At 63.9% G+C, this 23,857-nt stretch carries 24 protein-coding genes; 13 read left to right on the top strand and 11 right to left on the bottom strand.

The window, feature by feature from the left end:
• Positions 1-47: 47 nt before the first annotated feature.
• The 4 genes from HOP53_RS01945 to HOP53_RS01930 form a co-directional block, all read right to left on the bottom strand.
• Positions 48-1,118: a TRAP transporter substrate-binding protein gene (locus tag HOP53_RS01945; RefSeq protein WP_234269677.1), complete on the bottom strand. Its 1,071-nt coding sequence runs from the start codon at positions 1,116-1,118 to the stop codon at positions 48-50.
• A gap of 185 nt (positions 1,119-1,303) precedes the next feature.
• Positions 1,304-2,374, bottom strand: coding sequence for a serine hydrolase (locus tag HOP53_RS01940; RefSeq protein ID WP_234268449.1), 1,071 nt, complete (start codon positions 2,372-2,374; stop codon positions 1,304-1,306).
• A 55-nt stretch (positions 2,375-2,429) separates the two neighbouring features.
• Positions 2,430-3,536, bottom strand: a complete 1,107-nt coding sequence (locus tag HOP53_RS01935) for a heparan-alpha-glucosaminide N-acetyltransferase domain-containing protein (protein ID WP_234268448.1) — start codon at positions 3,534-3,536, stop codon at positions 2,430-2,432.
• Between the two features lie 54 nt (positions 3,537-3,590).
• Positions 3,591-3,944: a hypothetical protein gene (locus tag HOP53_RS01930; protein ID WP_234268447.1), complete on the bottom strand. Its 354-nt coding sequence runs from the start codon at positions 3,942-3,944 to the stop codon at positions 3,591-3,593.
• Between the two features lie 194 nt (positions 3,945-4,138).
• On the opposite strand from HOP53_RS01930, the gene HOP53_RS01925 reads away from it, so the two are divergent.
• Positions 4,139-4,543: a glutaredoxin family protein gene (locus tag HOP53_RS01925; protein WP_234268446.1), complete on the top strand. Its 405-nt coding sequence runs from the start codon at positions 4,139-4,141 to the stop codon at positions 4,541-4,543.
• Here HOP53_RS01925 and HOP53_RS01920 read toward each other — a convergent pair.
• Positions 4,531-6,090 carry a PH domain-containing protein gene (locus HOP53_RS01920; RefSeq protein WP_234268445.1) on the bottom strand — a complete coding sequence of 520 codons (1,560 nt, stop codon included), beginning with the start codon at positions 6,088-6,090 and terminating at the stop codon, positions 4,531-4,533. The genes HOP53_RS01925 and HOP53_RS01920 overlap by 13 nt on opposite strands.
• Entirely contained in the window at positions 6,087-6,626 is a 540-nt protein-coding gene (locus tag HOP53_RS01915; protein ID WP_234268444.1) for a PH domain-containing protein, read from the bottom strand. Before HOP53_RS01915 ends, HOP53_RS01920 begins: the two co-directional genes overlap by 4 nt.
• A 140-nt stretch (positions 6,627-6,766) precedes the next feature.
• Between HOP53_RS01915 and HOP53_RS01910 the strand changes: the two genes are divergently transcribed.
• Positions 6,767-7,237, top strand: a complete 471-nt coding sequence (locus tag HOP53_RS01910; protein WP_234268443.1) for an aminoacyl-tRNA deacylase — start codon at positions 6,767-6,769, stop codon at positions 7,235-7,237.
• Positions 7,238-7,299: 62 nt separating this feature from the next.
• On the opposite strand, the gene HOP53_RS01905 is transcribed toward HOP53_RS01910, so the two are convergent.
• The gene (locus tag HOP53_RS01905; RefSeq protein ID WP_234268442.1) at positions 7,300-8,310 is read right to left on the bottom strand and encodes a M20/M25/M40 family metallo-hydrolase; all 1,011 of its coding nucleotides are present in this window, start codon (positions 8,308-8,310) and stop codon (positions 7,300-7,302) included.
• A 219-nt stretch (positions 8,311-8,529) separates the two neighbouring features.
• Between HOP53_RS01905 and HOP53_RS01900 the strand changes: the two genes are divergently transcribed.
• Complete coding sequence (locus tag HOP53_RS01900; RefSeq protein ID WP_234268441.1) at positions 8,530-9,651, top strand: site-2 protease family protein; 1,122 nt, start codon at positions 8,530-8,532, stop codon at positions 9,649-9,651.
• Here the strand turns inward: HOP53_RS01900 and HOP53_RS01895 are convergent.
• The 3 genes from HOP53_RS01895 to HOP53_RS01885 all read right to left on the bottom strand — a co-directional run bounded on the left by HOP53_RS01895 (position 9,620) and on the right by HOP53_RS01885 (position 13,091).
• On the bottom strand, positions 9,620-11,251 hold the full coding sequence (locus tag HOP53_RS01895; RefSeq protein WP_234268440.1) for a sensor domain-containing diguanylate cyclase: 1,632 nt from the start codon (positions 11,249-11,251) through the stop codon (positions 9,620-9,622). The two genes, HOP53_RS01900 and HOP53_RS01895, sit on opposite strands and share 32 nt — an antisense overlap.
• Before the next feature lie 126 nt (positions 11,252-11,377).
• A complete protein-coding gene (locus tag HOP53_RS01890) occupies positions 11,378-12,589 on the bottom strand; it encodes a methyltransferase (RefSeq protein ID WP_234268439.1) in 1,212 nt (403 codons plus the stop codon).
• Positions 12,561-13,091, bottom strand: coding sequence for a hypothetical protein (locus tag HOP53_RS01885; RefSeq protein WP_234268438.1), 531 nt, complete (start codon positions 13,089-13,091; stop codon positions 12,561-12,563). The genes HOP53_RS01890 and HOP53_RS01885 overlap by 29 nt, the downstream gene beginning before the upstream one ends.
• 311 nt (positions 13,092-13,402) lie before the next feature.
• Between HOP53_RS01885 and HOP53_RS01880 the strand changes: the two genes are divergently transcribed.
• The 9 genes from HOP53_RS01880 (at position 13,403) to yejK (ending at position 20,441) form a co-directional block, all read left to right on the top strand.
• Complete coding sequence (locus HOP53_RS01880) at positions 13,403-14,035, top strand: glutathione S-transferase family protein (protein WP_234268437.1); 633 nt, start codon at positions 13,403-13,405, stop codon at positions 14,033-14,035.
• The gene (locus HOP53_RS01875) at positions 14,032-14,922 is read left to right on the top strand and encodes an SDR family NAD(P)-dependent oxidoreductase (RefSeq protein WP_234268436.1); all 891 of its coding nucleotides are present in this window, start codon (positions 14,032-14,034) and stop codon (positions 14,920-14,922) included. The genes HOP53_RS01880 and HOP53_RS01875 overlap by 4 nt, the downstream gene beginning before the upstream one ends.
• A gap of 2 nt (positions 14,923-14,924) precedes the next feature.
• Positions 14,925-15,245 (top strand): hypothetical protein, encoded by a 321-nt coding sequence (locus tag HOP53_RS01870; protein ID WP_234268435.1) that lies wholly within the window; start codon positions 14,925-14,927, stop codon positions 15,243-15,245.
• 17 nt (positions 15,246-15,262) lie between these two features.
• Positions 15,263-15,550 (top strand): DUF1330 domain-containing protein, encoded by a 288-nt coding sequence (locus HOP53_RS01865; RefSeq protein ID WP_234268434.1) that lies wholly within the window; start codon positions 15,263-15,265, stop codon positions 15,548-15,550.
• A gap of 100 nt (positions 15,551-15,650) precedes the next feature.
• Positions 15,651-15,929: a peptidylprolyl isomerase gene (locus tag HOP53_RS01860; protein WP_191224347.1), complete on the top strand. Its 279-nt coding sequence runs from the start codon at positions 15,651-15,653 to the stop codon at positions 15,927-15,929.
• Positions 15,930-16,182: 253 nt separating this feature from the next.
• A complete protein-coding gene (locus tag HOP53_RS01855; protein ID WP_422677600.1) occupies positions 16,183-17,106 on the top strand; it encodes an ABC transporter ATP-binding protein in 924 nt (307 codons plus the stop codon).
• Complete coding sequence (locus tag HOP53_RS01850) at positions 17,103-17,864, top strand: ABC transporter permease (RefSeq protein ID WP_234268433.1); 762 nt, start codon at positions 17,103-17,105, stop codon at positions 17,862-17,864. The genes HOP53_RS01855 and HOP53_RS01850 overlap by 4 nt, the downstream gene beginning before the upstream one ends.
• A gap of 188 nt (positions 17,865-18,052) precedes the next feature.
• Positions 18,053-19,312 (top strand): GGDEF domain-containing protein, encoded by a 1,260-nt coding sequence (locus HOP53_RS01845; protein ID WP_234268432.1) that lies wholly within the window; start codon positions 18,053-18,055, stop codon positions 19,310-19,312.
• A 112-nt stretch (positions 19,313-19,424) separates the two neighbouring features.
• Positions 19,425-20,441, top strand: coding sequence for a nucleoid-associated protein YejK (gene yejK, locus HOP53_RS01840; RefSeq protein WP_234268431.1), 1,017 nt, complete (start codon positions 19,425-19,427; stop codon positions 20,439-20,441).
• Between the two features lie 5 nt (positions 20,442-20,446).
• Here the strand turns inward: yejK and HOP53_RS01835 are convergent, their stop codons facing one another.
• The gene (locus HOP53_RS01835; protein WP_234268430.1) at positions 20,447-21,172 is read right to left on the bottom strand and encodes a glutamine amidotransferase; all 726 of its coding nucleotides are present in this window, start codon (positions 21,170-21,172) and stop codon (positions 20,447-20,449) included.
• 178 nt (positions 21,173-21,350) lie between these two features.
• Here HOP53_RS01835 and HOP53_RS01830 point away from each other — a divergent pair, with 178 nt between their 5' ends.
• On the top strand, positions 21,351-23,825 hold the full coding sequence (locus HOP53_RS01830) for an NAD-dependent epimerase/dehydratase family protein (protein ID WP_234268429.1): 2,475 nt from the start codon (positions 21,351-21,353) through the stop codon (positions 23,823-23,825).
• Positions 23,826-23,857 lie beyond the last annotated feature (32 nt).

Below are 23,857 nucleotides of genomic sequence, written 5' to 3'. Positions count from 1 at the left end.
GAGCAGGGGGAGCTCCCCTGCCCTGCAAGTTCAGACGGATGGGTGAATTACTGGGTGGCGTCGACGATGGACTGGATTTCGGCGATCAGGTCCTCACCGATACGCGGCGCCCAGCGGTCGTAGACCGGCTGCACGGCCTCCTGGAAGGCAGCAACCTGGTCGTCGTCGAGCCGCGTGATCTGCATGCCGCGCTCTTCGAGCTGTTCGCGTGCCCAGTCGTCGTATTCAGTCGACAGCTGAATCTCGTACTCGGCAGACTGACGCGCCGCCTCCTGCACCAGCTCCTGGTACTCCGGCGCCAGACGATCCCAGGTACGCTGGGACATCATCATGATGAAAGGCGTATAGACGTGACGGGTCTCTGAGCCGTAGTCCTGCACCTCATAGAAGTTGGAGGTCAGGATGGTGCTCCACGGATTCTCCTGGCCATCGACGACGCCCTGCTCCATAGCAGAGAACAGCTCACCGAAGGCCATCGGCGTGGGGTTGGCGCCCAGGGTTTCCCAGATCGACAGGTGAACCGGGTTCTCCATGGTGCGCACGCTGAGACCGCGCACGTCGAGCCCGGCTACGTCCTCCGGCGATTCCACCGCGCGTGCGCTGTTGGTGAGCTGACGGTAGCCGTTCTCGGAGAAGGTCAGCGCCTTGATGCCGGTACCTTCGAAGGCATCGAGCATGCGCTGGGCGGTTTCGCTCTGCATCACGGCGATGGCTGCTTCACGACTCGGCAGCAGGAACGGCAGGTCGAACACGGCCAGTTCCTGGACGTAGGTGGTGGCCGGCGACGAGGAGGGATAGCTCATGTCCAGTGAACCGGTCTGCAGCATCTCCATCATCTGCACGTCGTCACCCAACTGGCTGTTGGGGAAGATGTTGACGGTGATGCGGCCTTCGGTGCGCTGTTCGAGGATATCGGCGAAATAGCGGCTCGAGAGGTACTGCGGCGAGGTATCGGACAGACCGAGGCCCATACGCAGCGTGTGGCTACCGTGGTCGCCCAGCACTTCGCCCTCGATGGCGGGCGGATCGGAGAGGTCGGGGGTTTGTGCGTAAGCAATGCCCAGCGAGAGCGTAGCCGCCCCGGCTAGCGTGAGGGTATTGCGCCAGAAGATGGTCATGGCGAACTCCAGTCGATTGTCGTTGTGTATTGGCACGTCTTGGCATCTCCCCGATGGCATGTGACATCGAGCGTCGAACGCCGGCTTTGTTACCGGTAACATTCGATGTCAAAAGGCTAGCCAGGCACAGCTGAGGTGTCAATCAAGAACAGGTCAGCGTGAAATAGACTTTGGTCGCAGACGGTTCAATATTCTAACGCGCCCGCCTCGCGGACGGCCCGCCCCACCGCCGCCAGGATCTGCTCATTGCGAGCCAGGTCCAGTTCACCCCGTACGCAGGCAACGATCACCACGCGGCGGACATCGTCACCATAGCCTTGGGTGGCGATGCCGGCATCGCAGACGCGGCGGTGCTGGGTGCCGGTCTTGTGAGCCAGACGAATGTCGCGCCCCAGGCCGGCCTTGAGCCGACGTTCACCGCTGGTGGTGCGCGCCATGATGCCCAGCAGCTCGGCGGTGGCTTGCGTGCCCAAGGCGCGACCTTCGGCGAGCGCCTCGAGCAGGTCGGCGAAGGCATCCAGCCTTCCGGCGTTGAGGTCGGTGGCGTAGTAGAGCTGGAAGGCCTGATCGATGCTCGGCACCTGCAGCTGCTGCGGCGTCAGGCCGAGGCGCTGACGCAGCCATGCCAGGCGGGCGGAATCGCTTTGCCGCTTGCGCAGTTCGATGAAATCCATGCCGCCGAGGGCGAAGGCGCTGGGGTGCACGTTGGCATAGGCATGGCGCCGCACGTCGACGAGTGTGGTGATCGGCCCCAGCCCACCGGGCGGCGTCAGGTGACGGGCCCGATAATTGACGCTCTCCAGGCCCAGGTGGCGAATCAGCATGTCGCTGGCGGTGTTGTCGCTGACGATCAACATCGACTCCAGCAGCTGTCGCAGCGGCAAGGCACTGCCAGGCGATGCCCAGTTGGTGGTGCCGGCGCCGTCGACGTAGTCGCTGCGCTGTAGCGTCAGGCGATCCTGAAGCGACATTTCACCGGCCTCGACCCGCGTCATCAGCTCGATTGCCACCGGCAGCTTGACCAGCGAGGCCAGGTACCAGTATTCGTCGTCGCGCCAGCCCAGTCGCGCGCCGCTGCCGAGCTCTCGAACATGCACACCGATCTCGCCGGCGTAACCGGCCTCGAGTAGCGCCAGCCTGGCTTCCAGGCGCTCCGCCCAGACCGGCTCCGGGCGGGCGTCGACCTGCTCCGCCCAGCTCGGCTGAGCCATGGCCATGGAAGGCAGCACCATGATCAGGAGCAACAACACTGGCATGACCCACCTGCCCGTCATCTACCGTCCTTCTTCCATCGTCCTTGTTGTACCACCCTCATCGACTGTGCTCCCTGAACCAGCGCAAAAAGGCGATCCAGCCTGCCGCGAGGAGAATCAGCGTGAGGCCAATGCCCAATACCTGCGGATAGCTGTAGACCTGCCAGGCGTCGAACAGCAAGCGCAACACCAAAAAAATCGCCACGATGTGGAAGATGAACGCCCTCAGGGCGTCCGTACCGATTACGGTGAGCGGCTTGAGCCATAGCGCCGACGACCGCCCCCCCAGCAGACACAGCGCCAGGATGATCAGCGCCCCGCCGACGCTGAACAGCATGAAGGGCACCTCCGGCGGGTGCTTGCCGGCGTTCCAGGCCACCGCCATCAGTGCCGTGTCGAGCTCGGGCAGGGAGAGCGCCACGAACCCCAGCAGGAATACCGCTCCCACCCCTGCCAGAGCGGCGACCAAGCGCCGTCTGGTCGAGGGCTCGCCGTAACAGCGCAGAATGGCCTCGCCGATCAGCAGGCCCAGCATGACCAGCGGCAGCCGTGCCAGCTGCCCCCAGGTGTAGTGGTCGGCGTCCTCCACCAGCAGCGCCTTGAGAATCACGCTGTCCCAGAAGTGAAAATGACGTTCGAGCATCACCGACAGCACGCCGACCACAACCGGCGCCAGCAAGCGCGACCACAACGGCATGCGACACCACAGCGGCAAGGCCCAGGGAATCCACAGCAGCGCCAGCGCATAGAAGCCGAGGATCTCCACCCAGATAGCGAAGCGCTGATAAAGCAGCGCATCGACGATGTCCTGGGTGGTGAACATGGGCAGCATCTCGACGATGGTCAGCGCCTTGTACCAGAACAGCACTTCCAGCCCGCGCAGCATCAGCTTGAGCCTACGCTGCGGCCAGTCGTCCGCTCCTGTCTTGGGCAGGAACGCCACCGCCAGGGCAATACCGAAGACTATGATGAACAGCGAGGAGGAGAATTTGGTGATGAGATGGATCGGTACCATGCCCCAGTCGGGCACCTGGCGAATGCCGAGCAAGCCGCTCACCGCGTGGCTGAGAATCATCAGGGCGATGGCGATGCCGCGGGCGAGGTCGATGGCATCCACCCGGGCGGACAAGGCCGGCAGCTGCGGCGGCTGGTTGAGCCTGATCATGGCGATTCCCTATATGATGTGCTTCCCTGATGCCACCGCTCCACCCGCCATGGCCTACTGACCTGCGACTGGCTCGACGCTCTCCAGCGTCAAACGACGCCCTTCCGTGGCAGAGTACTCGAAATTGCCGACGACGCGCACCGTTTCCCCCAGGTGCGGCGCGATCTCCTCGTGAGGGAATATTTCGACCCGGTTCAGGTCTTCATCCTCGATCCAGTAATGCAGCGGATCCTCGAAGTGTCGCACCACGCCCTCGGTGCGCACTCTGGTGCCGTCGAGCTGTTCGGCCTGGTTGACCAGCACCGGCAGGGTGACTTCGCGCAGCTCGGCCGACGGATCCGAGCAGGCCGTCAGGCCTGCAAGCATCAGCCCTGCGACGAATCCCTGACGCTGCCGTTTCACTTTCATGTTCACCATCACCTATCGCCGTTCGATTGGATAATGTAATACCTTCATGGGCACTGCCCAAGCAACTCCGAGTCGCTGATCATTCACCCAGCGAGGCCGCGGGATAGGGAGCTATTACGTACACTGGCTTGGAACTCGATGCCTGGCACGGCATCATGTGGCCCCTGAAAACTTCATCCATCCCCGGGGTCACAATGAGAATCGTGTTGCGCTACTTCTTTCGCGGCTTACGGCTGGTGTTGTCGCCGGTCATGCTGATCACCGAAAAGCTCTCCACACCGCAGAGCGTCGAACGCAGCGAACAGGAGCAGGCTGAGGTCGACGAGGCATGCCGCCAACTGGCGCTGTATCAGTTTCGCTCCTGCCCGTTCTGTATCAAGGTGCGCAAGGAGATGGCACGGCTGGGCCTCAAGATCGAGGTCCGCGATGCCCAGCTCGACCCGGATCGCCGCCTCGAACTGGAAGAGGGCGGTGGCAAGGTCAAGGTCCCGTGTCTGCTGATCGCGCATGACGATGGTCGCCAGGAGTGGCTGTACGAGTCCAACGCTATCAACGCCTGGCTGCACCGCCGTTTCGGTGCTGACGCTCAGACGAGCTGAGTGCTCTCGGCGGTGAAGAGCAGCATATCAGCCAGGCGGCAGGCATCGTCCTCCTTGAGATAGGGCAGAGTCTGCCGGCCGCTGGCCAGCTCCAGATGCAGGGTGGCAACGCCGCGCCGGCGCTGCATCCAGCTCTGCTGAAGCCGCAGCGAGATGAGATGCCGCAGGGGAAAGATGCCGGTGCGCTGGCCCACCACACCGCGGCGAACGCGCAAGAAGTCACCCTCTTGAGCCCAACCGGTTGCGATCCAGCGCAAGTGAGCCAGCACGGCGGCCAACAGCGGCAGCCCTGCAGCCAAGCCGCCCCAGGCCGGCCAGGAGAGCTCGAGCGGTATCAGCAGGCCCAGTACCAGTGCCGCCCCGCCGACGAACAGCAACAGGTAACGCAGGAACAGCACCCGCCGATAGCTGGGATCGACCCGACGCAGCGCTTGCCTGGCAGCCGCCTGCCCTGAGTCGCCCTGCCCTGAGTCGCTCTGCCAGAAATGCGCTGTCAGCGCCGCCCCCTGCGCCTCGCTTAGTCCCGGCACCAGGAAGCGGCGCGACTCTCCCGCATCGCCGCCCAGCGCGCCGTACTGGTGGCACACCAGATAGCCACGCCCGAGCAGCCGGCCGAGCCCCGTCTGCACCCACTCCACTACCTGCAGCCGCGCCAGGCTCAGGGTCTGCTCCTGGCGATGAACCAGGCCGCTGCGCTGAATCTGTCGCTCGCCGGCGTCGAGCAGCACGAAACCGTGAAAGCGCCACCAGGCGGCCAGAATGGCCAGCAGTGCCAACAAGGTCACCACCGCCAGGAGCCCCGCGGCAACCGCCAGTAGCGGCGAACCCGGCAGCCAGGCGCCGAGATCGAGCTGCGGCAGCCGGTCGTGCAGCCAGCGCTCGAGCGGGCGTACCAGCGGTGAGAGCATGGCCGCGATGAGGTAGATCGAGCGGCTGGCCAGGCCGTGCAGCATGATTGCCTTGGCACTGATGGCAAAGCGCGTCACGGCCTGCATCTCCTCAGGCAAGGACTCGGCCGCTGCACCCGGCCGTGGCTCGGCCTGCCGGCGCCTGTCCTCCGGCGGCCGCAGTTGCCTTTCGAGCGCTTCCGCCCGTTCGCGGCGAATGCCCGGCAAGGCGATGCGCGACGCCTCGCCGGCCAGCGTTTCCACTTCCCACAGCACCAGGCCGAAGGGGCGCATGTAGACCGGCTGGCGGATGACGATGCTCTGCACGTGGCGCGCCGCCACCTTGAACTCGCGATGTTCCAGCAATCCCTTCTGCACGATCAGCACATCGCCGTCGCAGCAGTAGCGAAAGCGGCGGTAGTAGAGCAGGCTGACCAGCCCCGCCAAGACCAGCAGCCCCGCCCCACCCACCGCCAGCTCACGCAGGCCCAGGCGCTCCACCAGTGCCAGGCCGGCCCCGGCACCGAGTACCAGCGGCATGTGCTGGCGCAGCAGCGACGCACTGCCGCTGAGCAGCAGCAGGAGTACCGCCCAGGGCGAAAGACGCTGCCACGGCACTTCCCCGCCTTGCCCTTCGCCGAGCGGTGACGCTTCGCTCATGGCGCATCAGTTCCCGTAGATTCCGGTTCCGCCCCCTCCAGGCGGGTCAAAAGATGCCGGCGAATCGCCGCGGCCCGATCCGCGGTCAAGCCCTCGAGCACCATGTCCGCCCCTCTTCCTCCCGCCGTGAAACACACCAGGCGTACCAGGCCGAAGGCGCGTTCGACGGGATTGCTCGAGGTCTCGATATGCTGCAGGCGCGCCAGCGGCAGCACCTGGGTGCTCTGCACCAACAGGCCGCGTCGATAGATCAGGTCGTGCTGACGCAGGCCGTAGGCCCGGCGACGCGCTTCGAGCCAGCCGAACACGACGCCGACGGCGCCGAGCAGAGCCACCGCGAGCGCCGGCCACGGCTGCCAGGCGGCGATCTCTGCAATCATGAAGGGCACGAAGGCGGCCAGCCCCGTCAGCAGTAGCCAGTGCAGGCTGCGCAGCACGGCCTGGCAGGGCGCCAGACGAGGAGAAACGGCCTCCAGCGGCGCCTCCGCAAGCGCGGGGAGAGCCTGTATATCCAGCGAGGTATTGGTGAAGGTCACATCGATTCCTTGCTCACGGCTGAGCGATCGCCCCCTGCTCAGAGGACCCACAGGCACTATGCTGAAGAGGTGAGGAAACACTGCAGCATGGATGCGCTTCACCAGCGAACGTCGGCCTGTGTGCCGAGGGAGACAGTGCCATGGCGATCCCGGCCACCCTTAGGGAATACTTGAGAGCCTGTGATATCGACTACGAGGAGGTCAAGCACGACTACGAAGTCAGTGCCAGCCGCATTGCCCAGCAGTCGCACATTACCGGCGAACAGCTAGCCAAGGCCATCATGCTGCACAGCCGCTCCGGCCATCGCCTCGCGGTGCTGCCCAGCACCTGCGATGCCGATCTGGAGAGCCTGTCGCGGCTGTTCAACGAGCCGGTCGAACTGGCTGCGGAAGACGATATCGTGAGCCGCTTCAACGACTGCGACCCGGGGGCCATCACCCCGGTTGGCCAGGCCTATGGCCTGCAGGTCTATGTCGACGACATGTTGCGGCACCAGCCGGACATCTATTTCGACGCAGGCGATCACGAAACGCTGCTGCACATGAGCGGCAGTGAGTTCGAAAAGCTGATGGGCGAATGCCCCCACGGCCAGTTCAGCCGTCATCACTGAACTCGCCAGTGGCAGCGACACCCACACCCGGCCGCCCCGGCCGGGTGCTTTCGGCTGCTGCACTATCGTTGGGCCATGCTCTCGAGCATGGCCGCCAAGGCCTCGGTCACCCTGGCCATGGCAACGTAGTCCAATCGCTCGTGGGTGTCGCTGGGGCCATGGTAATGGGGATTGCGGAAGTTGGCGGTGTCCGTGAGCATCATGGCCGGAAAGTCCATTTCCCAGAAGGCCCAGTGGTCAGAGCGATGTATCTCGCCCATCTGTGGCGGCGCCACCAGGCCCTCAGACGGTATCGTGGCGTGACGACGAAATTCGCCGATGGCCTGATGGAGCAGTCGACGCGATCCCAGATGCGTAACGAAAGCGAGGAAGTTTCCGCGGTCCGGATAGAACAGATCGAGAGGGAACGGATAGAACTGACTGCCTGGCTCGTCGCTGTAGTAGCCGAGCATCTCCAGCGAGATCATGCCCACCACGTTCCACCCTTCGGCCTTGGCCTGTCGCGCGTAGTGCAGGCTGCCCATGGCATCGCTGCCGAAGAACGGCGCCTCTTCATTGACGAACGCCACCAGACGCAGGGGGCGATCGAGCTCGGCCCTCTGCAGCTCACGTGCCAGTTCGATCAGCACGGCCACGCCGGATGCGTTGTCATCCGCCCCCGGGCTGCCACGCACCGTGTCGTAGTGTGCCCCTACCACCAGCACCTCGTCGGCATCGCCGGCGCCGGGAAGTAACACCTCGATGTTGTGGAAGACTCGGCTGCCGGCAGGCACCTCCTGGCGCCTGGGCCGATGGCCGGCCTCTGCCAGGGCCCCTTCGATATAGTCGGCAGCGGCTTCGAGCGCCTCCGGTCGCCAGTAGTGGCGCTCCCCGATTTCATCGGACAGGACCCTCACGTGACGATGAAGGCGCTCTCTCAGCTCCTCACCCTCGGCGCCCAGCGGCGGGGGTTTGCCACGGAAGGATGTGCCCGGCATATGCAGCATCAGCCAATAGCCTCCGCCCAGCACAAGAACGCAGACGAGACCCAGCACGCCCAACACGGTCGCCAACGGCGAGCGTGTACGCTTCATCTCAGGAAGCTCTCAGCAGCACCGACAGCGGTACTGGGCCAGTTACCGCCACCTTTGCGGTCCGTTGCCATTCATCACCCTCTCTCCCTGGACACCCCACTGCTCAAGATAGGTGCCTGACCTGTCGCTGAAAAGGGAAACGTTCAGGCCGATCGAACGGCTTGGCTTTTATCAGACAATGCCGTCAAACTGAGTCAAATCAGAGCGAGGAGGCCGCAGATGTTCAAGTCAGTGCTGGTCATAGGTCATTTCCGCGGTATTCGCCTGGAAGTCCATATCAGTTGGCTGATCATCTTTGCCCTGCTGCTGACGACCATGACTGCGGGCTTCAGTCATCAGTATCCTGACTGGAGCATGTCCACGGCAGTGCTCACCGCCCTGGTAACCGCCCTGCTCTTCTTCTCCTCGATACTGGCCCATGAGCTTGGGCACAGCCTGGTGGCCATCCGCCGCGGTGTGCCCGTCACAGCCATCACGTTGTTCATCTTCGGCGGCGTGGCCCAGATGGCCCGCGACCCCGATAAGGCAAACGATGAGTTCGCCATCGCCATTGCCGGACCGATCGTCAGCTTCGCTCTGGCGGCGATATTCGCTGTGCTTGCCATCATGACGACCGCCTGGTACGCGCCGGTTACCGTTGCGCTGAACTGGCTGGCAACCATCAATCTTCTGGTGGCGCTCTTCAACCTCATCCCCGGCTTTCCCCTCGACGGTGGTCGCGTGCTGCGAGCGCTGGTCTGGAAAGTGACTGACGACGCCAAGAAGGCCAATGCAACCGCCTTTGCCAGCGGCAAGCTGGTCGCCTACGGCCTGTTCGGCCTGGCCATCTGGAGCCTGGTGGCCGGCAATCTGGTGGGCGGTCTGTGGATCATGCTGATCGCCTGGTTCCTGCTCAACATGACCCAGGCACAGGGGCGCATGCACCTGCTGAGGGAGCGGCTCGCCGGGGTGCGCGCCCGTGACCTGGCCGAAGCAGAGATTCCGCTGGTCGATCCACATCGCTCCGTTGGGGCGTGGCTGCATGAAGACGTATTGCCTTCCGGCCGCCGTGCCTTCCTGGTGGGTACCGATATCGCCGATGTGCAAGGGCTGGTATCACTCAGCGATGCGCGACATGTGGAGCACGCCCAGTGGGCCAAGACCAGGGTTGCCGACATCATGACGCCGCTGCACAAGCTGCATCACGTTTCACCCGGCGCCAAAGCCGACGAGGTTCTCCAGTTGCTCAACGAGCACGGGCTGAATCAGATTCCAGTTATGCAGGATGGGCGGGTAAGCGGCTGGATCGATCGGCAGCGTGTGCTTCGCACTATCGAGATTCATCTGGAAGTGAACCGCTGAGTGCTTCCGGCTCGGCCACGCAGACGCGGTTGCGGCCATTCGCCTTGGCACGGTAGAGAGCCTTATCGAGGCGCTTGTAGCACTGTGCCTCCGCCTCCTCTGGCCCCAGTTCGGCGACACCGAAGCTGCTGGTAAGGATCGGCACCGGCGGAAACGGCTCCTCGGCAATGGCCTGACGCAGCCGCTCGGCAAGGTTAACCGCCCCCAACAGCGGCGTGGCCGGCAACAGCAGCATGAACTCCTCGCCGCCCCAGCGCGCCAGCACGTCCACCTCGCGCAGCAGCCCACGGCAGGTAAGCACCAGCTTCTTCAATACCATGTCGCCCACACTGTGGCCGAAGGTGTCGTTGATGCGCTTGAAGTGATCCAGATCGAACATGATCAGGCTCAACGGCTCGCCGCTGCGACGCGCTCTCTTGCGCTCGCGGACCAGCAGGTCGAGGAAGCGGTTACGGTTGACCGCGCCGGTAAGTGGGTCGTGACCGGCGTGATACTCGAGCTCCGCCTGGTGCTGCTTGGCTTGGCTGATATCGCGCATGATGGTGGCAACACTGTCGATTTCGCCGTTTTCGCCGCGCCGCGTCACGATCAGCTGGGAAACCGGTATTTCACCGTCACGCCCCAGCACGGCGGTCTCCGCATACCAGTAGCCGCGCTCCATGGCGCAAGGTATGCCTTCTTCCTCGATGAGACGGCACACCCATGGCGGATGCGCGCTGACCAACGCATCGGCGAGCTTGTCGGGCAGCGTGCCGAGCAGGTCGCGCCCGGCCTTGTTGAGATAGACCACACGACCCTGGCCATCGGCAATCGAGACGATGTCGGGAGACGCATCCATCAGGTGGGTCAGCCGGTCCCGTTTAATCTCGGCGGCATGGCGAGCCGTCACATCCTCGACGATGCCGCTGAAGTCGATGCTGCCATCTTCCGCGACCTGACGCAGTGCAGTGACCTCGGTATAGATGAGGGCTCCCTTCAAGGTACGCAGTCGCAGTGGACGGCGGCTCACGACCCCGTCGCGCTCCAGATCGGCAATGAAGGACTTGAGCTCGTCGACGCTCTCATACATCGATGAGGGCCGTACGCTCAACAGCGCCTCCAAGGATTCGGCCTCGAAGATCCTCAGCATCGCGGGGTTGGCCGCAGTGAAGCGGCTTTCCGGTTCGGCGGTATTGCGATAGACCCCAACGGGCAGATTGTGGAACAGGTCGTTATAGGTCTCCAACTGAGCGTTGTAGCGCTTCTCGTCGGTGACGTCGATGATGATCGAGTGAAGATATTCACGCCCCTCCAGACAGACCGGCCCCGAGTAGACGTGCACGTCGCGCACATCGCCGCTGGCCAGGCGATGCTTGAACTCGAAGAACAGCTGCTGGCAGGCTTCCGCCTTGGCCATGTTGACGAGCACCTCCGCCGGCTCGAGGCAGTTGATGTCGGTGATCCTCAACTGCTTCAGCACGTCGGCGGGATAGCCGTAGAAGCGCACGGCGGAAGCATTGGCGTCGACGATCCGCCCATCTCTGGGGTCGATCAGCAGCTTGATGGCCGGATTGGTATTGAACAGCTGCTCGAAGAACGAAGCGTGATCGTCACTGGTCAACGGCTAGCCCCTTGCGTATCGACGTCCTGTCTCGGGTATGAGCAGGCGTCGTTATAATAATGGTCATATCGTTATTTCGGCAGTTTACGCCTGAGCTAAAGGCATGAGACTGCCAATACTTTGAGATTATGACGTCCTGGCGCGAATGCATAGGTTGCGCGGGGTCAAACGATGCGCACAGAAAGTGCCGATTTCCACCCTGAAGCCGGCTTCTTCGAGCCGCCGCACGCGATCCAAGGCCAGCCACGTCTCCAGCGGACGCCGAAAAAGATGGCGCACCAGCTCCAGCCGACTCACTTCCGCCAGCCGCTGCCAGCCCGCGGACTCGTATCGCCGATAGTCGAGCCCGCCCTCGAGCGCCAGCCCCTTGCGCTGGGCCGCCCAGTGACAGAAGGCATCGAAGCTGCCTGGCATCTGGCCATAGGCCAGACTGGGCACGGGGAGGTAGGTATCTACGCCACGCAGCTCTCGCTGCAACTCATCGAAGCCCAGCCGCCAGGCATTGGCCCGCTCACGATGTCTACGCACCCCCTGTGGCGCCGTAACGGTTTCCTGTACCGCCAGCGCCAGATCGGCACGCTCCAGATGCAGCGAGTGGCTGTGACATAACGTCTGTCCGAGCTGCGATACGGGGCGATAGTCCGCCGCTTGCGTGCGGTGATAGCAGCATGGCGCCAGGGTCACGGCACAGCCCGATGCCACGACGCGCTCGAGCAACCCGAGATGCAGATCGCCGCAGGCGTGCAGCGCAACGACATGTGTATCGGCAGAGAGAAAATCCGCCACCTCGTCGGCCAGCACGTCCTGGCGGTACAGCCGAACCGCTGCCTGCTGCGCCGCGGCCAGCCGTCGGCCTTCCTCGCACAGGCTGGCCTGCCATTCCAGGGAGCTGACCTCCTGCTCATGCTGTCTGGCCAGGGCGCGAGATAGATGCCCCTTGCCGGCGCACCACTCCAGCAGGCGCTCACCGGGTGCCACGTCCAGGTGCTGGACGAAGGCCTCGATCTGCTGCCACTTGCGTCCACCGACATGCTCGCTCCAGGCCGCCGGCAGCGGCTCGCCCTTGATGGCCAGCGGCGCGAGCTCGACCAGCCCGGCCAGCTCGGCGACCGGCAGCCAGTCCGCTAGCGGAGAGTCGTGCCAGGGATCGGCCTGCAGGGGAGCGAGCTGGGCGTCGCTGAGCCCCAGCAGCGTTTCGGTCAGTTGCGGATAACGGTCGCACCAGGTGGTGCGACGCTGAGTGAACGGGAGCGGACGCCAAACCGCTTGCCACTCGGCAAGCAGCGCGGTGAGGCGAGAAAAATGCGACTCAATATTCGATGCGGGATGCGCTGGCATCGAACTCCACCGCGATGTCGATGCCCTCTTCCAGGCTCGCCTCTTCGCCCAGCGCCTGCTGCAGGGCCAGCACGCCCTCCACTCTGCCCGCCACATGGGCCTTGCTGCCTTCCACCTCGAAGGTATCCAATGCCAGGCGAATCTCAGCGTTGTCGGAAGTGAACACCGGCGGCATCACGCTAGCGCCGATGGGGTGCAACAGGTCGAACTTGGCGATTTCACCCTTCTCCAGGGTGATACTGAGCGAGAGGGAATCACGCACACGCCAGCTGTCCGGTGCGGTGAAGCCGACCAGATCGATCACAACCGTATCGCCCAATTCGGTGAAGGTGGCGTTGGAATCCAGCCCCTGGCTGAGAATGAACCATTCGCGCTCCTGCCCATCCAGTTGCCCCGTCATCATGCCGACGGTCTCGACTTCATCCTGGGCCTGGACCACCCCTGCCATGGCCGACAGCATCGCTGTCGCCAGCCATGACCACAGCGTCGCTCTCACCCTCATGTCTCCCCCTTGACGTGCTTGTGCAAGCATTGGCAACCGCGTCGCGGCCATTCTCCCGGGGACTCGCCTGACTGACAAGCCTCGTGCAGAAGCGCCGGTCCCCGTGGGTGGCACACTGCCCCCCCGGACCGAGTCACGCGATTCATCGAGCCGGCATGTCGTTCAGCATAGCCGGCATCGAGCCACCACGAACCCGACCGCGCCGGCAATGCGGCTGGCCGTTCCGCCACTGCGTGACGAGATGGTAAGGTCTCCGACAACCCTGCGGGTCTGACGTTGCGCATCCCGTTCCCGTTGACAAGGACTACACGATGATCGATTTCTGGACCTGGACCACCCCCAATGGCCGCAAGGTTTCCATTCTGCTCGAAGAGCTCGGCCTGCCCTACCGCACCCACGCCGTAGACATTACCAAGGGCGAGCAATTCGAGCCGGCCTTCCTCGAGGTGAGCCCGAACAACAAGATTCCAGCCATTCGCGATGCCGAAACCGGCACGGCCTTGATGGAGTCGGGCGCAATCCTGATCTATCTGGCTGAGAAGGCGGGCCGATTCCTGCCCAGCGAGCCTGAAAAACGCTACCGCACCTTGGAGTGGCTGATGTGGCAGATGGGCGGCCTGGGCCCCATGCTGGGGCAGGCCCACCACTTCCTGCAGTTCAACGCGGGCAAGGCCCCCTATGCCGAAGAGCGCTTCCACGCCGAGGCCGTGCGCCTCTACGGCGTGCTGGACGCGCGCCTGGCCGACAACGCCTACCTGGCCGGCGATGAGTACACCATTGCCGACATCGCCTGCTGGCCCTGGGTATCGCGCTACGAGTGGCAGCGTATCAGTCTTGACGACTTCCCCAACGTGAAGCGCTGGTACCTGGAGATCGCCGCCCGCCCGGCGGTGCAGCGCGGCTACCAGATACCGCACAAGGTCAACGAGATCCCTCTGCCATGAGCCGCGATACCACGACGATACGGCACGATGCGACTCAGCGCAGCGTACTGGTAACAGGATGCTCCAGCGGGATCGGCCATGCCGCCGCCCATGCCTTGGCCAAGCGGGGCTGGCGCGTGTTCGCCACCGCCCGCCGCGAGGAAGACCTGACGCGCCTGCGCAATGAAGGGCTCGAGGCGCTGCCCCTGGAGCTGGTCTCGAGCGACTCCATTGCCGCCTGCGTGGAGCAGCTGCTGGCGCACACCGGCGGCCGGCTCGACGCGCTGTTCAACAATGCCGCCTACGGCCAGCCGGGGGCCGTCGAGGACCTCTCCCGCGAAGTGCTGCGTACTCAGTTGGAAGTCAACCTGCTCGGCACCCATGAGCTGACCATCCGGATCGTTCCCGTCATGCGCGAACAGGGCTTCGGCCGGATCGTGCAGAACAGCTCGGTGCTCGGTTTCGCCGCCTTGCCGTATCGCGGGGCCTACGTGTGCTCCAAGTTCGCTCTGGAAGGACTCACCGATACGTTGCGTCAGGAGTTGTACGGCAGCGGCATCCACGTCAGCCTGATCGAACCCGGTCCGATTGCCAGCCGCTTCCGCGAGAACGCCTATCACGCCTTTCTCGAGCACATCGATGCCCAGCGCAGCTACCATCGCGACACTTACCGTGTCGTCGAGGCCCGGCTGGCAGGAAGAGGCGCCTCCTCGGGTGGTGCCTTCACTCTGAGCCCGGACGCCGTGGTCGACAAGCTGATCCACGCGCTGGAGAGCCGCCGGCCGAAGGCGCGTTATCATGTCACGCTTCCGACCCACCTCTTCGGCGTGCTAAAGCGTCTGCTCACCACCCGGGGGATGGACCGGGTACTGCTGGCATCGACACGCGACGAACGCAAAGGAGACTGAACTTGGGCCGACTCATTTCACTGATCTTTCTGGCCGCACTCGCCTATGGCGGCCTCTACTTCTACTACGGCCACGTCGTCAGACAGGCCATCGATGAGCAGCTCGAGGCACGCGGCCTCACCGCCCTGGAAGTCCAGCGCGTCGAATATGCACCGCTGGCACCGCTCAGTACCGAGGCCACCATCCGTGCAGAGGTCAGCTATCGCGGCGCCGACGCCACGGTTACCGTGCGCCTGCATGGTCACCCCATCTTCTCCGACGAGGTGCGCATGGAACTCGACGGCCTGCAGAATCTGCGGCTAAGGTTTGGCGTGGGCGGATAACCAACAGGAGGACACTCATGGGCAGTGCCTACGTGGTCGGACAAGTCACGGTACATGACCCCGAGCGGTGGATGGAGTACGTCGAACGCGTACCCGAAACCATCGCTCCCTGGGGCGGCGAGGTGATCATGCGAGGGCAACGTACGGCCATGCTGGCAGGAGAGCCGGGGCATCCTAACATCGTGATGCTGCGTTTTCCCGACCGCAAGGCCGTGGAGCAGTGGTACGCCTCCCCCGAATATCAGGCCCTGGTGCCGTTGCGCGACTCGGCGGCTCAGGTCGAGTTGGCCGCCTACGAGGGATGACCTTCGGCAGCGCGCGTGTGCATGCTATGCTGCGCGCTTTATCCCAAGACGGGCTCTCATTACAGCCTCTCACGACATCATCTCACGACAGGAGTACCACATGGCCAAGGCAACTGCGCGACACATTCTGGTGAACAGCGAAGAGAAGTGCGAGGCGCTCAAGGCCGAGATCGAAGGCGGTCGCGACTTTGCCGAGGTGGCGCGCGAGCACTCCACCTGCCCCTCTGGAGCCCGCGGCGGCGACCTGGGCAGCTTCGGCCCCGGCCAGATGGTGCGCGAATTCGACGAGGTGGTGTTTTCCGGTGAGCTGAACAAGGTACATGGGCCGGTGAAGACCCAGTTCGGCTATCATTTGCTGGAGATCACCAGCCGTAGCTGAAAACCAGCCATAGCCGGTTTTTGGCGGCAGCATGACGCCGCCCGCCAGGAGAAGCCGCTCGTGCCTTGAACCGCACGGCGGCTTTTCTCATTTGGCCCTCTGTGTCGAGCGGCCTCTCGCGCTAGGATAGAGCCATGTCGATTCGATCTTTCGCCAACAGGGACGTCGCATGACTCTCTCAGCCAACCCTTCGCGAATCAGAATGCCGGAGCCAGGCTCCGCTGCCGGCGACGGCGGCGAGGCCGGCACGCCGATGATACTGGTCGAACAGCTCTCCAAGATCTATGGCGGCGGTTTCCAGGCACTCAAGGAGGTGAACCTGACCATCCGCCGCGGCGAGATCTTCGCCCTGCTCGGCCCCAACGGAGCCGGCAAGACCACGCTGATCAGCGTGATCTGTGGGCTGGTCAATGCCAGCAGCGGCAGCGTCCGGGTCGATGGCTTCGACAACGTGGCCCACTACCGAGAAGCCCGCGAGCGCATCGGCCTGGTGCCCCAGGAGCTGACCAACGAGGCATTCACCACGGTATGGGACACGGTCAGCTTCAGCCGCGGACTGTTCGGCAAGCCCAAGGACCCCGCACATATCGAGAACGTGCTGCGCGCCCTGACCCTGTGGGACAAGCGCGACAACCGCCTGCTGGAGCTCTCCGGCGGCATGAAGCGGCGAGTGCTGATCGCCAAGGCGCTGTCGCACAACCCGCAGGTGCTGTTCCTCGACGAGCCCACGGCCGGTGTCGACGTGGAGCTTCGCCGGGAAATGTGGGAAGTGGTGCGCGGCCTGCGCGACCAGGGCGTGACCATCATTCTCACTACCCACTACATCGAGGAAGCAGAGGAAATGGCCGACCGCATCGGCGTCATCCGTCGCGGCGAACTGGTGCTGGTAGAAGAGAAGGTCGCCCTGATGCGACAACTGGGGCGCAAGGAGCTGACCCTGCACCTCGCGGTACCGCTCGAAGCCCTGCCTGCCGCCCTGAGCGGCCACGATCTCGTGTTGGCCGACGAGGGACATGCGCTGGTCTACACCTATGACGTCAGCCGCCAGGACGAGGGCACCGGCATCGCCGGGCTGCTGGCCGACCTAGAGGCAACGGGCATCCGGGTGAAGGACCTGCATACGCGACAGAGTTCGCTCGAGGAGATCTTCGTCAATCTGGTCAGGGAGAGCGAATGAACCTGCAATCGGTGAAAACCATCTACCAGGCCGAGATGGCCCGCAGCCTGCGTACCGTGCTGCAGAGCATCGTCTCCCCGGTGGTCTCCACATCGCTCTACTTCGTGGTTTTCGGCGCGGCCATCGGCACCCGCATCAGCGAGGTGGACGGTGTAAGCTACGGGGCTTTCATCGTGCCCGGGCTGATCATGCTGATGCTGCTCACCCAAAGCGTCTCGACCGCCTCCTTCGGCATCTTCTTCCCACGCTTCTCGGGCGCCATCTACGAGATCCTCTCGGCGCCGATCTCCTATTTCGAGATCGTACTCGGCTATGTCGGGGCAGCGGCCACCAAGTCGATCATCCTGGGGCTAATCGTGCTCGGCACGGCGCGGCTGTTCGTGCCCTTCACTATCCAGTATCCGCTGATGATGCTGCTGTTTCTGATCCTGACCGCGGTGACCTTCAGCCTGCTCGGCTTCATCATCGGCATCTGGGCCGACGGCTTCGAGAAGCTGCAGCTGGTGCCGTTGCTGATCGTCACGCCGCTGACCTTCCTCGGCGGCACCTTCTACTCCATCGACATGCTGCCGCCTCTATGGCAGGCGGTAACGCTGCTCAACCCGGTGGTCTACCTGGTCAGCGGCTTCCGCTGGAGCTTCTACGGCACCGGTGACGTCAGCATCTGGGCCAGCCTCGTCATCATCACGCTGTTTCTCGGCGTGGCCCTGGCGGTGATCAACTGGATCTTTCGCACCGGCTACCGGCTCAAACCTTGAGGTAGCGCAAGGGGACAGCGGTCAGCGTCGCCATTGAGCGCTGCGGCACAGTCGTCGCTGGCGCTCTTGCCCGTTATTGGCCATGCTTCCAAATGCCGTACTTACAAACTAGTAACAGGCAAACACAGCCCACCTGACAGCACGAGCAGCACACGAGAATAAGCGAGCAACGAAAGAGCCATTCCACAATGAGCCTGTTGCTCTATCACAAGGGCACTGCAATGACTGCTGGCAAGAACGAAGCTAGGCAGGGAGCTTCGCTCAATTGGCGCGCCGAGTTTCACCTCGCCGCGCTGGAAGCCCTCTATCGCCGCACCATGCGCTTACAGGACGCACAGCAGCTGCGCTATGCGCTATGGCTGATCGCTGCCACTTTCCTCTTGTTCATCATGGCTGACTATGTGCTGCTTGGCGCGAGCGGTACCTTTCTCATCCTTGCCGCCACCCGTGTCGGCGTGGCTCTCAGCTGCCTGGTGCTGGCCCGTCACATCACCCGACACCCTGTTCAGGCCCATCGGCCGCTGCCGCTCAATCTGGTCTACTTCGCCACCCTCAGTGGTCTTCTGCTGACGATCTTGCTGCACCCGGGCAGTGTCGGGCTACACATCTCGAGCATCGTGGTGGCCAGTCTGACCATCTATCTGCTGATACCCAATCGACTGCCATGGATTCTCTTCTGGAATGGCTATCTGTCGATCGGTTTCACTCTGCTGACACTGCTGTGGAAGCCTCTTCCGCCCGGCATGCTGGCGAGCACCTTGATGATCATCGCCTTCGCCAACCTGATGGGATGGCTGACCTTCAGCCGATTGAACCGACTGCAGCGCAAGCAGTTCGCCCTGCTGATGGATGAGCGCGACGTCAATCGCAAGCTGCAGAGCGAGATCGAAGAGCGGCAGATGCTCGAAGCCCAGCTGCGCCATATGGCCAGTACCGATTCGTTGACCGGTATCGCCAACCGGAGGCACTTCTTCGAACTGGCGGAGCGTGAGCTGACCCGGGCCCATCGAGAACAGACTCCGCTGGCCATCTGCATGGTCGATATCGATCTGTTCAAGACTCTCAACGATCATCATGGCCATGCTGTGGGCGACCTGGTGCTCACGACGGTGGCCTCCTGCTGCGCCTCGGTGCTGCGCGAAACGGATATCATCGGCCGTTACGGCGGTGAGGAGTTTGTCATCGCGCTGCCCCAGGCCAACCTGGAGACCGCCACGTCCATCGCCGAACGCCTGCGGGACAAGGTAACCTCCCTGCAATTGCCGGTGTTGCCTCCCGGCCAGCGTCTCTCCGTCACGGTCGGCATCAGCCAGGTGGCGCCTGGAGAAGTGACCCTGGAACCGGCACTTCAGCGTGCCGACGACGCACTTTATGCCGGCAAGTCTCGCGGCAGGAACTGCGTCATGGTCGCCGGCGAGGCTCCGCCCGCGATCTCGGCGCAAGCCTGAGCGCTGCCACCACCCCGGCTTGAACTCGACGCCGGGCCCGGTATGATTCGCCTTCCTGCCTAGCGGCACAGTCCACCGACGCTTGCCCAGCGTCACGACGGCGGAGACGGCCATGCCGATACAGCACTGCATCGTCCACGAGATCGACAAGAATAGCGGCGAGGAGCCGGCAAGCCTGCGGGCAGCCACTGCCGAGTTGGCATCGTCGCCGCTGCTGGAAGACCTGCTGTCGGGATTTCACGATGCCTACCATGCCAAGACCAAGGCGTGGGGGCACTTCCGGGAGCAGGACGCCAATGAGCCGGGCTCGACAGCGCCCTTCATCCAAGAGCTGACCGACTACCTGGAAACGCAAACCGATTTCGCCGCCTTCAGCCAGGCCCTGGCCAATCGCCTGCTGCCGTTGGTCGACGCACACCTCTCCGCCTCCGGGCATCTGTTGTGCATCGACTATCGTCAGGGTGAGACCCACTATCTCGGCGTGGCATTGCTGCATCAGCGCACGGGGTTCGGTATCGACTCGGCCATGCGGGTCGTGCCCGCGGCGCAGCTCAACCTGGCGCGCATGAGCCTGGGGCTGCGTATCAATCTGACCCAGTGGCGGGACGGCGCCGCCTCACGCCATTACCTGTCATGGATTCACGATCGCGGCGGCAGGAAGCTGTCGGAGGATCTGGCCACGGCACTCGGCGCCAGCGAGGGGATCGATGCCACCGGCGAGACCCGCACCCTGCTCAAGGCCTTCAGCGATTACGTGGAGCAGGAGGATCTTCCTGAGGAGCAGAGCCGGGAGAAGACCGAGGCGCTGATCGACTACGCCAACGAACAGGCCAGCCGCGGCGAGCCGATCACCCTGGAAGAGCTCTCGGAGCTGCTCGACGAGCAGCAGCCCAAGGCGTTCTACGACCACATCCGCAACGCCGACTACGGCCTCTCGCCCGAGATACCGCCTGACAAGCGCACCCTCAGGCAGTTTCGCCGCTTCACCGGCCGCGCCGGCGGCGTCTCGATCAGCTTCGACTCCCATCTGCTGGGATCGACCATCGAGTATGACGAAAGCCAGGACCGGCTGATCATCAAGCAGGTGCCCAAACAGCTCAAGGAGCAGCTCAAGCAGCGCAAGGAGTGAAGGCGCTACTCGATGCCGTGGGTAGCCTCGGCGTTGGTCAGCCATTCGCGCAGCACCTGCTGACCGCGCTGGACAAGGCCCGGACCGTACAGCTGCGCCTGCTCACGCAGCTCGACCGGATCGACCTCCGCCGCGGCAAGCTCGGCGGCATGACCGATCAGCCAGGGCTCGATTCGGGCCGGGCTCACCTCGAGATGAAACTGCAGCCCCAGCACCTGATCGCCCACGGCGAAGGCCTGGTGCGAACAGGGGTGGCTGTAGGCCAGCCGCGTGGCACCGGGTGGCGTTTCGAACATGTCGCCATGCCAGTGCAGGACGTGGTCGGGGTTGCCCAGGTGGCGTAGCGGCCCCTCCTGTCCCTCACGCGTCAGATAGACATCGGCAAAACCGATCTCCTTTTCCGGCATCGGAAAGACCCGCCCGCCCATGGCGCGGGCGATGAGCTGTGCCCCGAGGCAGATACCGAGCAGCGGACGTCCGGAATCGAGTCGGTGACGAATGGCGTCCAACTCGGCGGCGAGAAACGGAAAGAGCGCGTCGTCGTTGGCGCCAACCGGCCCACCCAGCACTACCATCAGCTCGGGGCTGTCGACGTCCAACGACTCCAGGGCATCCGGCCCCAGCAGCCCGGGGTCGAGGTAGCGGATGCGGTAGCCAAACTCCTCGAGAATCGGCTCGAAGATCCCTAGATCCTCGAAGGCAACGTGGCGGATGGCAACGACACTCTTCATGCGCAAGAAACTCCTTTTCCGTTCCGGACGGTTTGGCAGGCTTGCCAACCGCATCAGCAGCATAGCCAATGCACACATCTAGTGTAATAACTTGGGTTTGCCGTTGTGAGGTAAAGCCGTCTAGCTTGAGGGAGCATCATCGTTCTGTGCGCTCACGGATTGAGAAGGGGTCCTGATAATGCAAGACAGGGAAGTCACGAATCGGGATAAGCCAGTAGTGGTCATCACCGGGGCTTCGGGAGGCGTGGGAAGCGCCCTGACCCGGAGCCTGAAGGATGACTACCACATCATCGGACTGGACCGCAGTGCAGGCGAGGCGGCGGACGAGAGCTACGAGTTCGACCTCACCGAGGTCGACTCCATCAAGCGCACGATGAGCGAGATCGCCGAGCGGCACGGGAACGACATCGCCGCCGTCGTGCATCTGGCCGCCTATTTCGACTTTACCGGTGAGGAGTCGCCGCTCTACGAGAAGGTCAACGAACAGGGGACGCGCAACCTGCTCAAGGCGCTGGCAGACATGAACGTCGAGCGCTTCATCTACTCCAGCACCATGCTCGTGCACGAGCCTCAGGTACCGGGCCGCCGGGTCAGCGAGGAGACGCCGATCGGCCCCACCTGGGCCTATCCGCAGTCCAAGGCGCGCACCGAGGAGGTGATCCGGAAACATGCCCGCATGCCCTACACCCTGCTGCGCCTGGCCGGCATGTACGACGAGGAGACCAGCGTGCCGACGCTCTCCCACCAGATCGCGCGTATCTACGAACACACCCTCAAGAGCCACTTCTACTCGGGCAACACCAACGCCGGCCAGGCCTGCGTGCACAAGGAGGACATGATCGAGGCCTTTCGCCGCACCATCGACCGGCGCCGAGAACTGCCAGAAAAGAACGAGATCCTCATCGGTGAGGAGCATGCCGTCAGCTACGAGGCGCTGCAGAACCGTCTGGGCGAGCTGATCCACGGCAAGAAGAAATGGAAGACCGTGGTCATGCCCAAGCCGCTGGCCAAGACCGGCGCATTGCTGGAAGAGAAGAGCGAGCCACTGGTGCCGGACGACTTCGACAAGGGCGAGAAGCCGTTCATCCGGCCGTTCATGATCGACATGGCCGACGATCACTACGAGCTCGACATCCGCCGGGCGCGGAAACAGCTTGGCTGGGAGCCGCGCCACGAGGTCTTCGACACCCTTGAGGCCATGGTCGACCACCTGCTCAGCGACCCCCACGACTGGTACGAGGCCAACGGTATCACCCCGCCGGACTGGATCGAGGAGGCCGAGGAGAAAGGCGTCAATCCCGAGCGGGTCCTGGAAGATCATCAGGCACACACCCAGCGAGAGCACTACCGTTTCCTGTGGGCGCACTTCTTCAACATCTCCCTGGGCGCCTGGCTGGTGGTCTCCCCCGCCACCTTGGGTTATGACGGCGCCATGGCCTACAGCGACATGGCCTCGGGCCTGCTGCTGACGCTGTTCGGCGCGCTTTCGCTCTCGCTGAAGCTGATCTGGGCGCGCTGGGTGTGCGCGGCAATCGGCCTTTGGGTGCTGTTCGCGCCACTGGTATTCTGGAGCGACAGCGCCGCGGCCTACCTCAACGGCACCCTCGTCGGCACCCTGGCCATCGGCTTCGCCGCGGTGGTGCGACCGGCGCCCGGCGTCTCACCGGCGGCGGCCATGACCGGCCCCACCACGCCGCCCGGTTGGAACAACAACCCGTCGAGTTGGCGTCAGCGCATGCCGATCATCGCGCTGGCCTTCGTCGGCTTTTTCATCTCGCGTTATCTCGCCGCCTATCAGTTGGGGCACATCGACGCAGTGTGGGACCCCTTCTTCGACGGCACCCGTGATGGCCTCAACGGCACCGAGGACATCATCACCTCGGCGGCCTCCGAGGCGTGGCCGGTGCCCGATGCCGGCCTGGGCGGCATGGTCTACATGCTGGAGATCATGCTCGGTCTGATGGGCGCGGCCAACCGCTGGCGCACCATGCCCTGGGTAGTGGCTTCGTTCGGCGTGCTGATCGTGCCGCTCGGCGTGGTCTCGGTGACCTTCATCATCATCCAGCCGATCCTGATCGGCACCTGGTGCACACTGTGCTTAATCCAGGCCGGGGCGATGCTGTTGCAGATCGCTTACGCCTTCAACGAGTTCGTCGCCACCGGTGAGTTCCTCAAGCGGCGTCGCAAGACCGGTGCTCCGGTGCTCAAGATCTTCTTCACCGGCGACACCGACGAGGGGCCCAACGAATCGCCGGACGAGGACTTCCAGCGCAAGCCCACTGCCATTCTCGGCGACGCGCTGGGTACCGGGGTCAACCTGCCCTGGAACCTGGCCCTGTGCATCCTGATCGGCGCCTGGCTGATGCTGACCCGCATCACCTTCGGCGCCGAGGGCACCCTGGCCAATTGGGATCATCTGGTCGGTGCGTTGCTCATCACCCTGGGTGTCATCGCCATGGCCGAGTCGGCCCGCCCGGTGCGCTGGCTGATGATACCCCTGGCCACCATCCTGCTGTTCACGCCCTTCCTGCACGGCGCCGACATGGCGGCGACGATCAACAGCCTGCTCTGCGCGGTGGTGGTGATCGCGCTCTGTCTGCGTCGCGGGCCGATTCGCGGCGAATACGGCAGCTGGAACCGGCTGCTGGCATGAGAGAGCTGCCGGGGCGCCTGAGGGCGCCCCGG

Origin of the sequence: Billgrantia ethanolica (assembly GCF_021404305.1) — a bacterium.
GTDB classification, from domain to species: domain Bacteria; phylum Pseudomonadota; class Gammaproteobacteria; order Pseudomonadales; family Halomonadaceae; genus Halomonas; species Halomonas ethanolica.
This window is presented reverse-complemented; position numbering and strand designations above follow the sequence as displayed.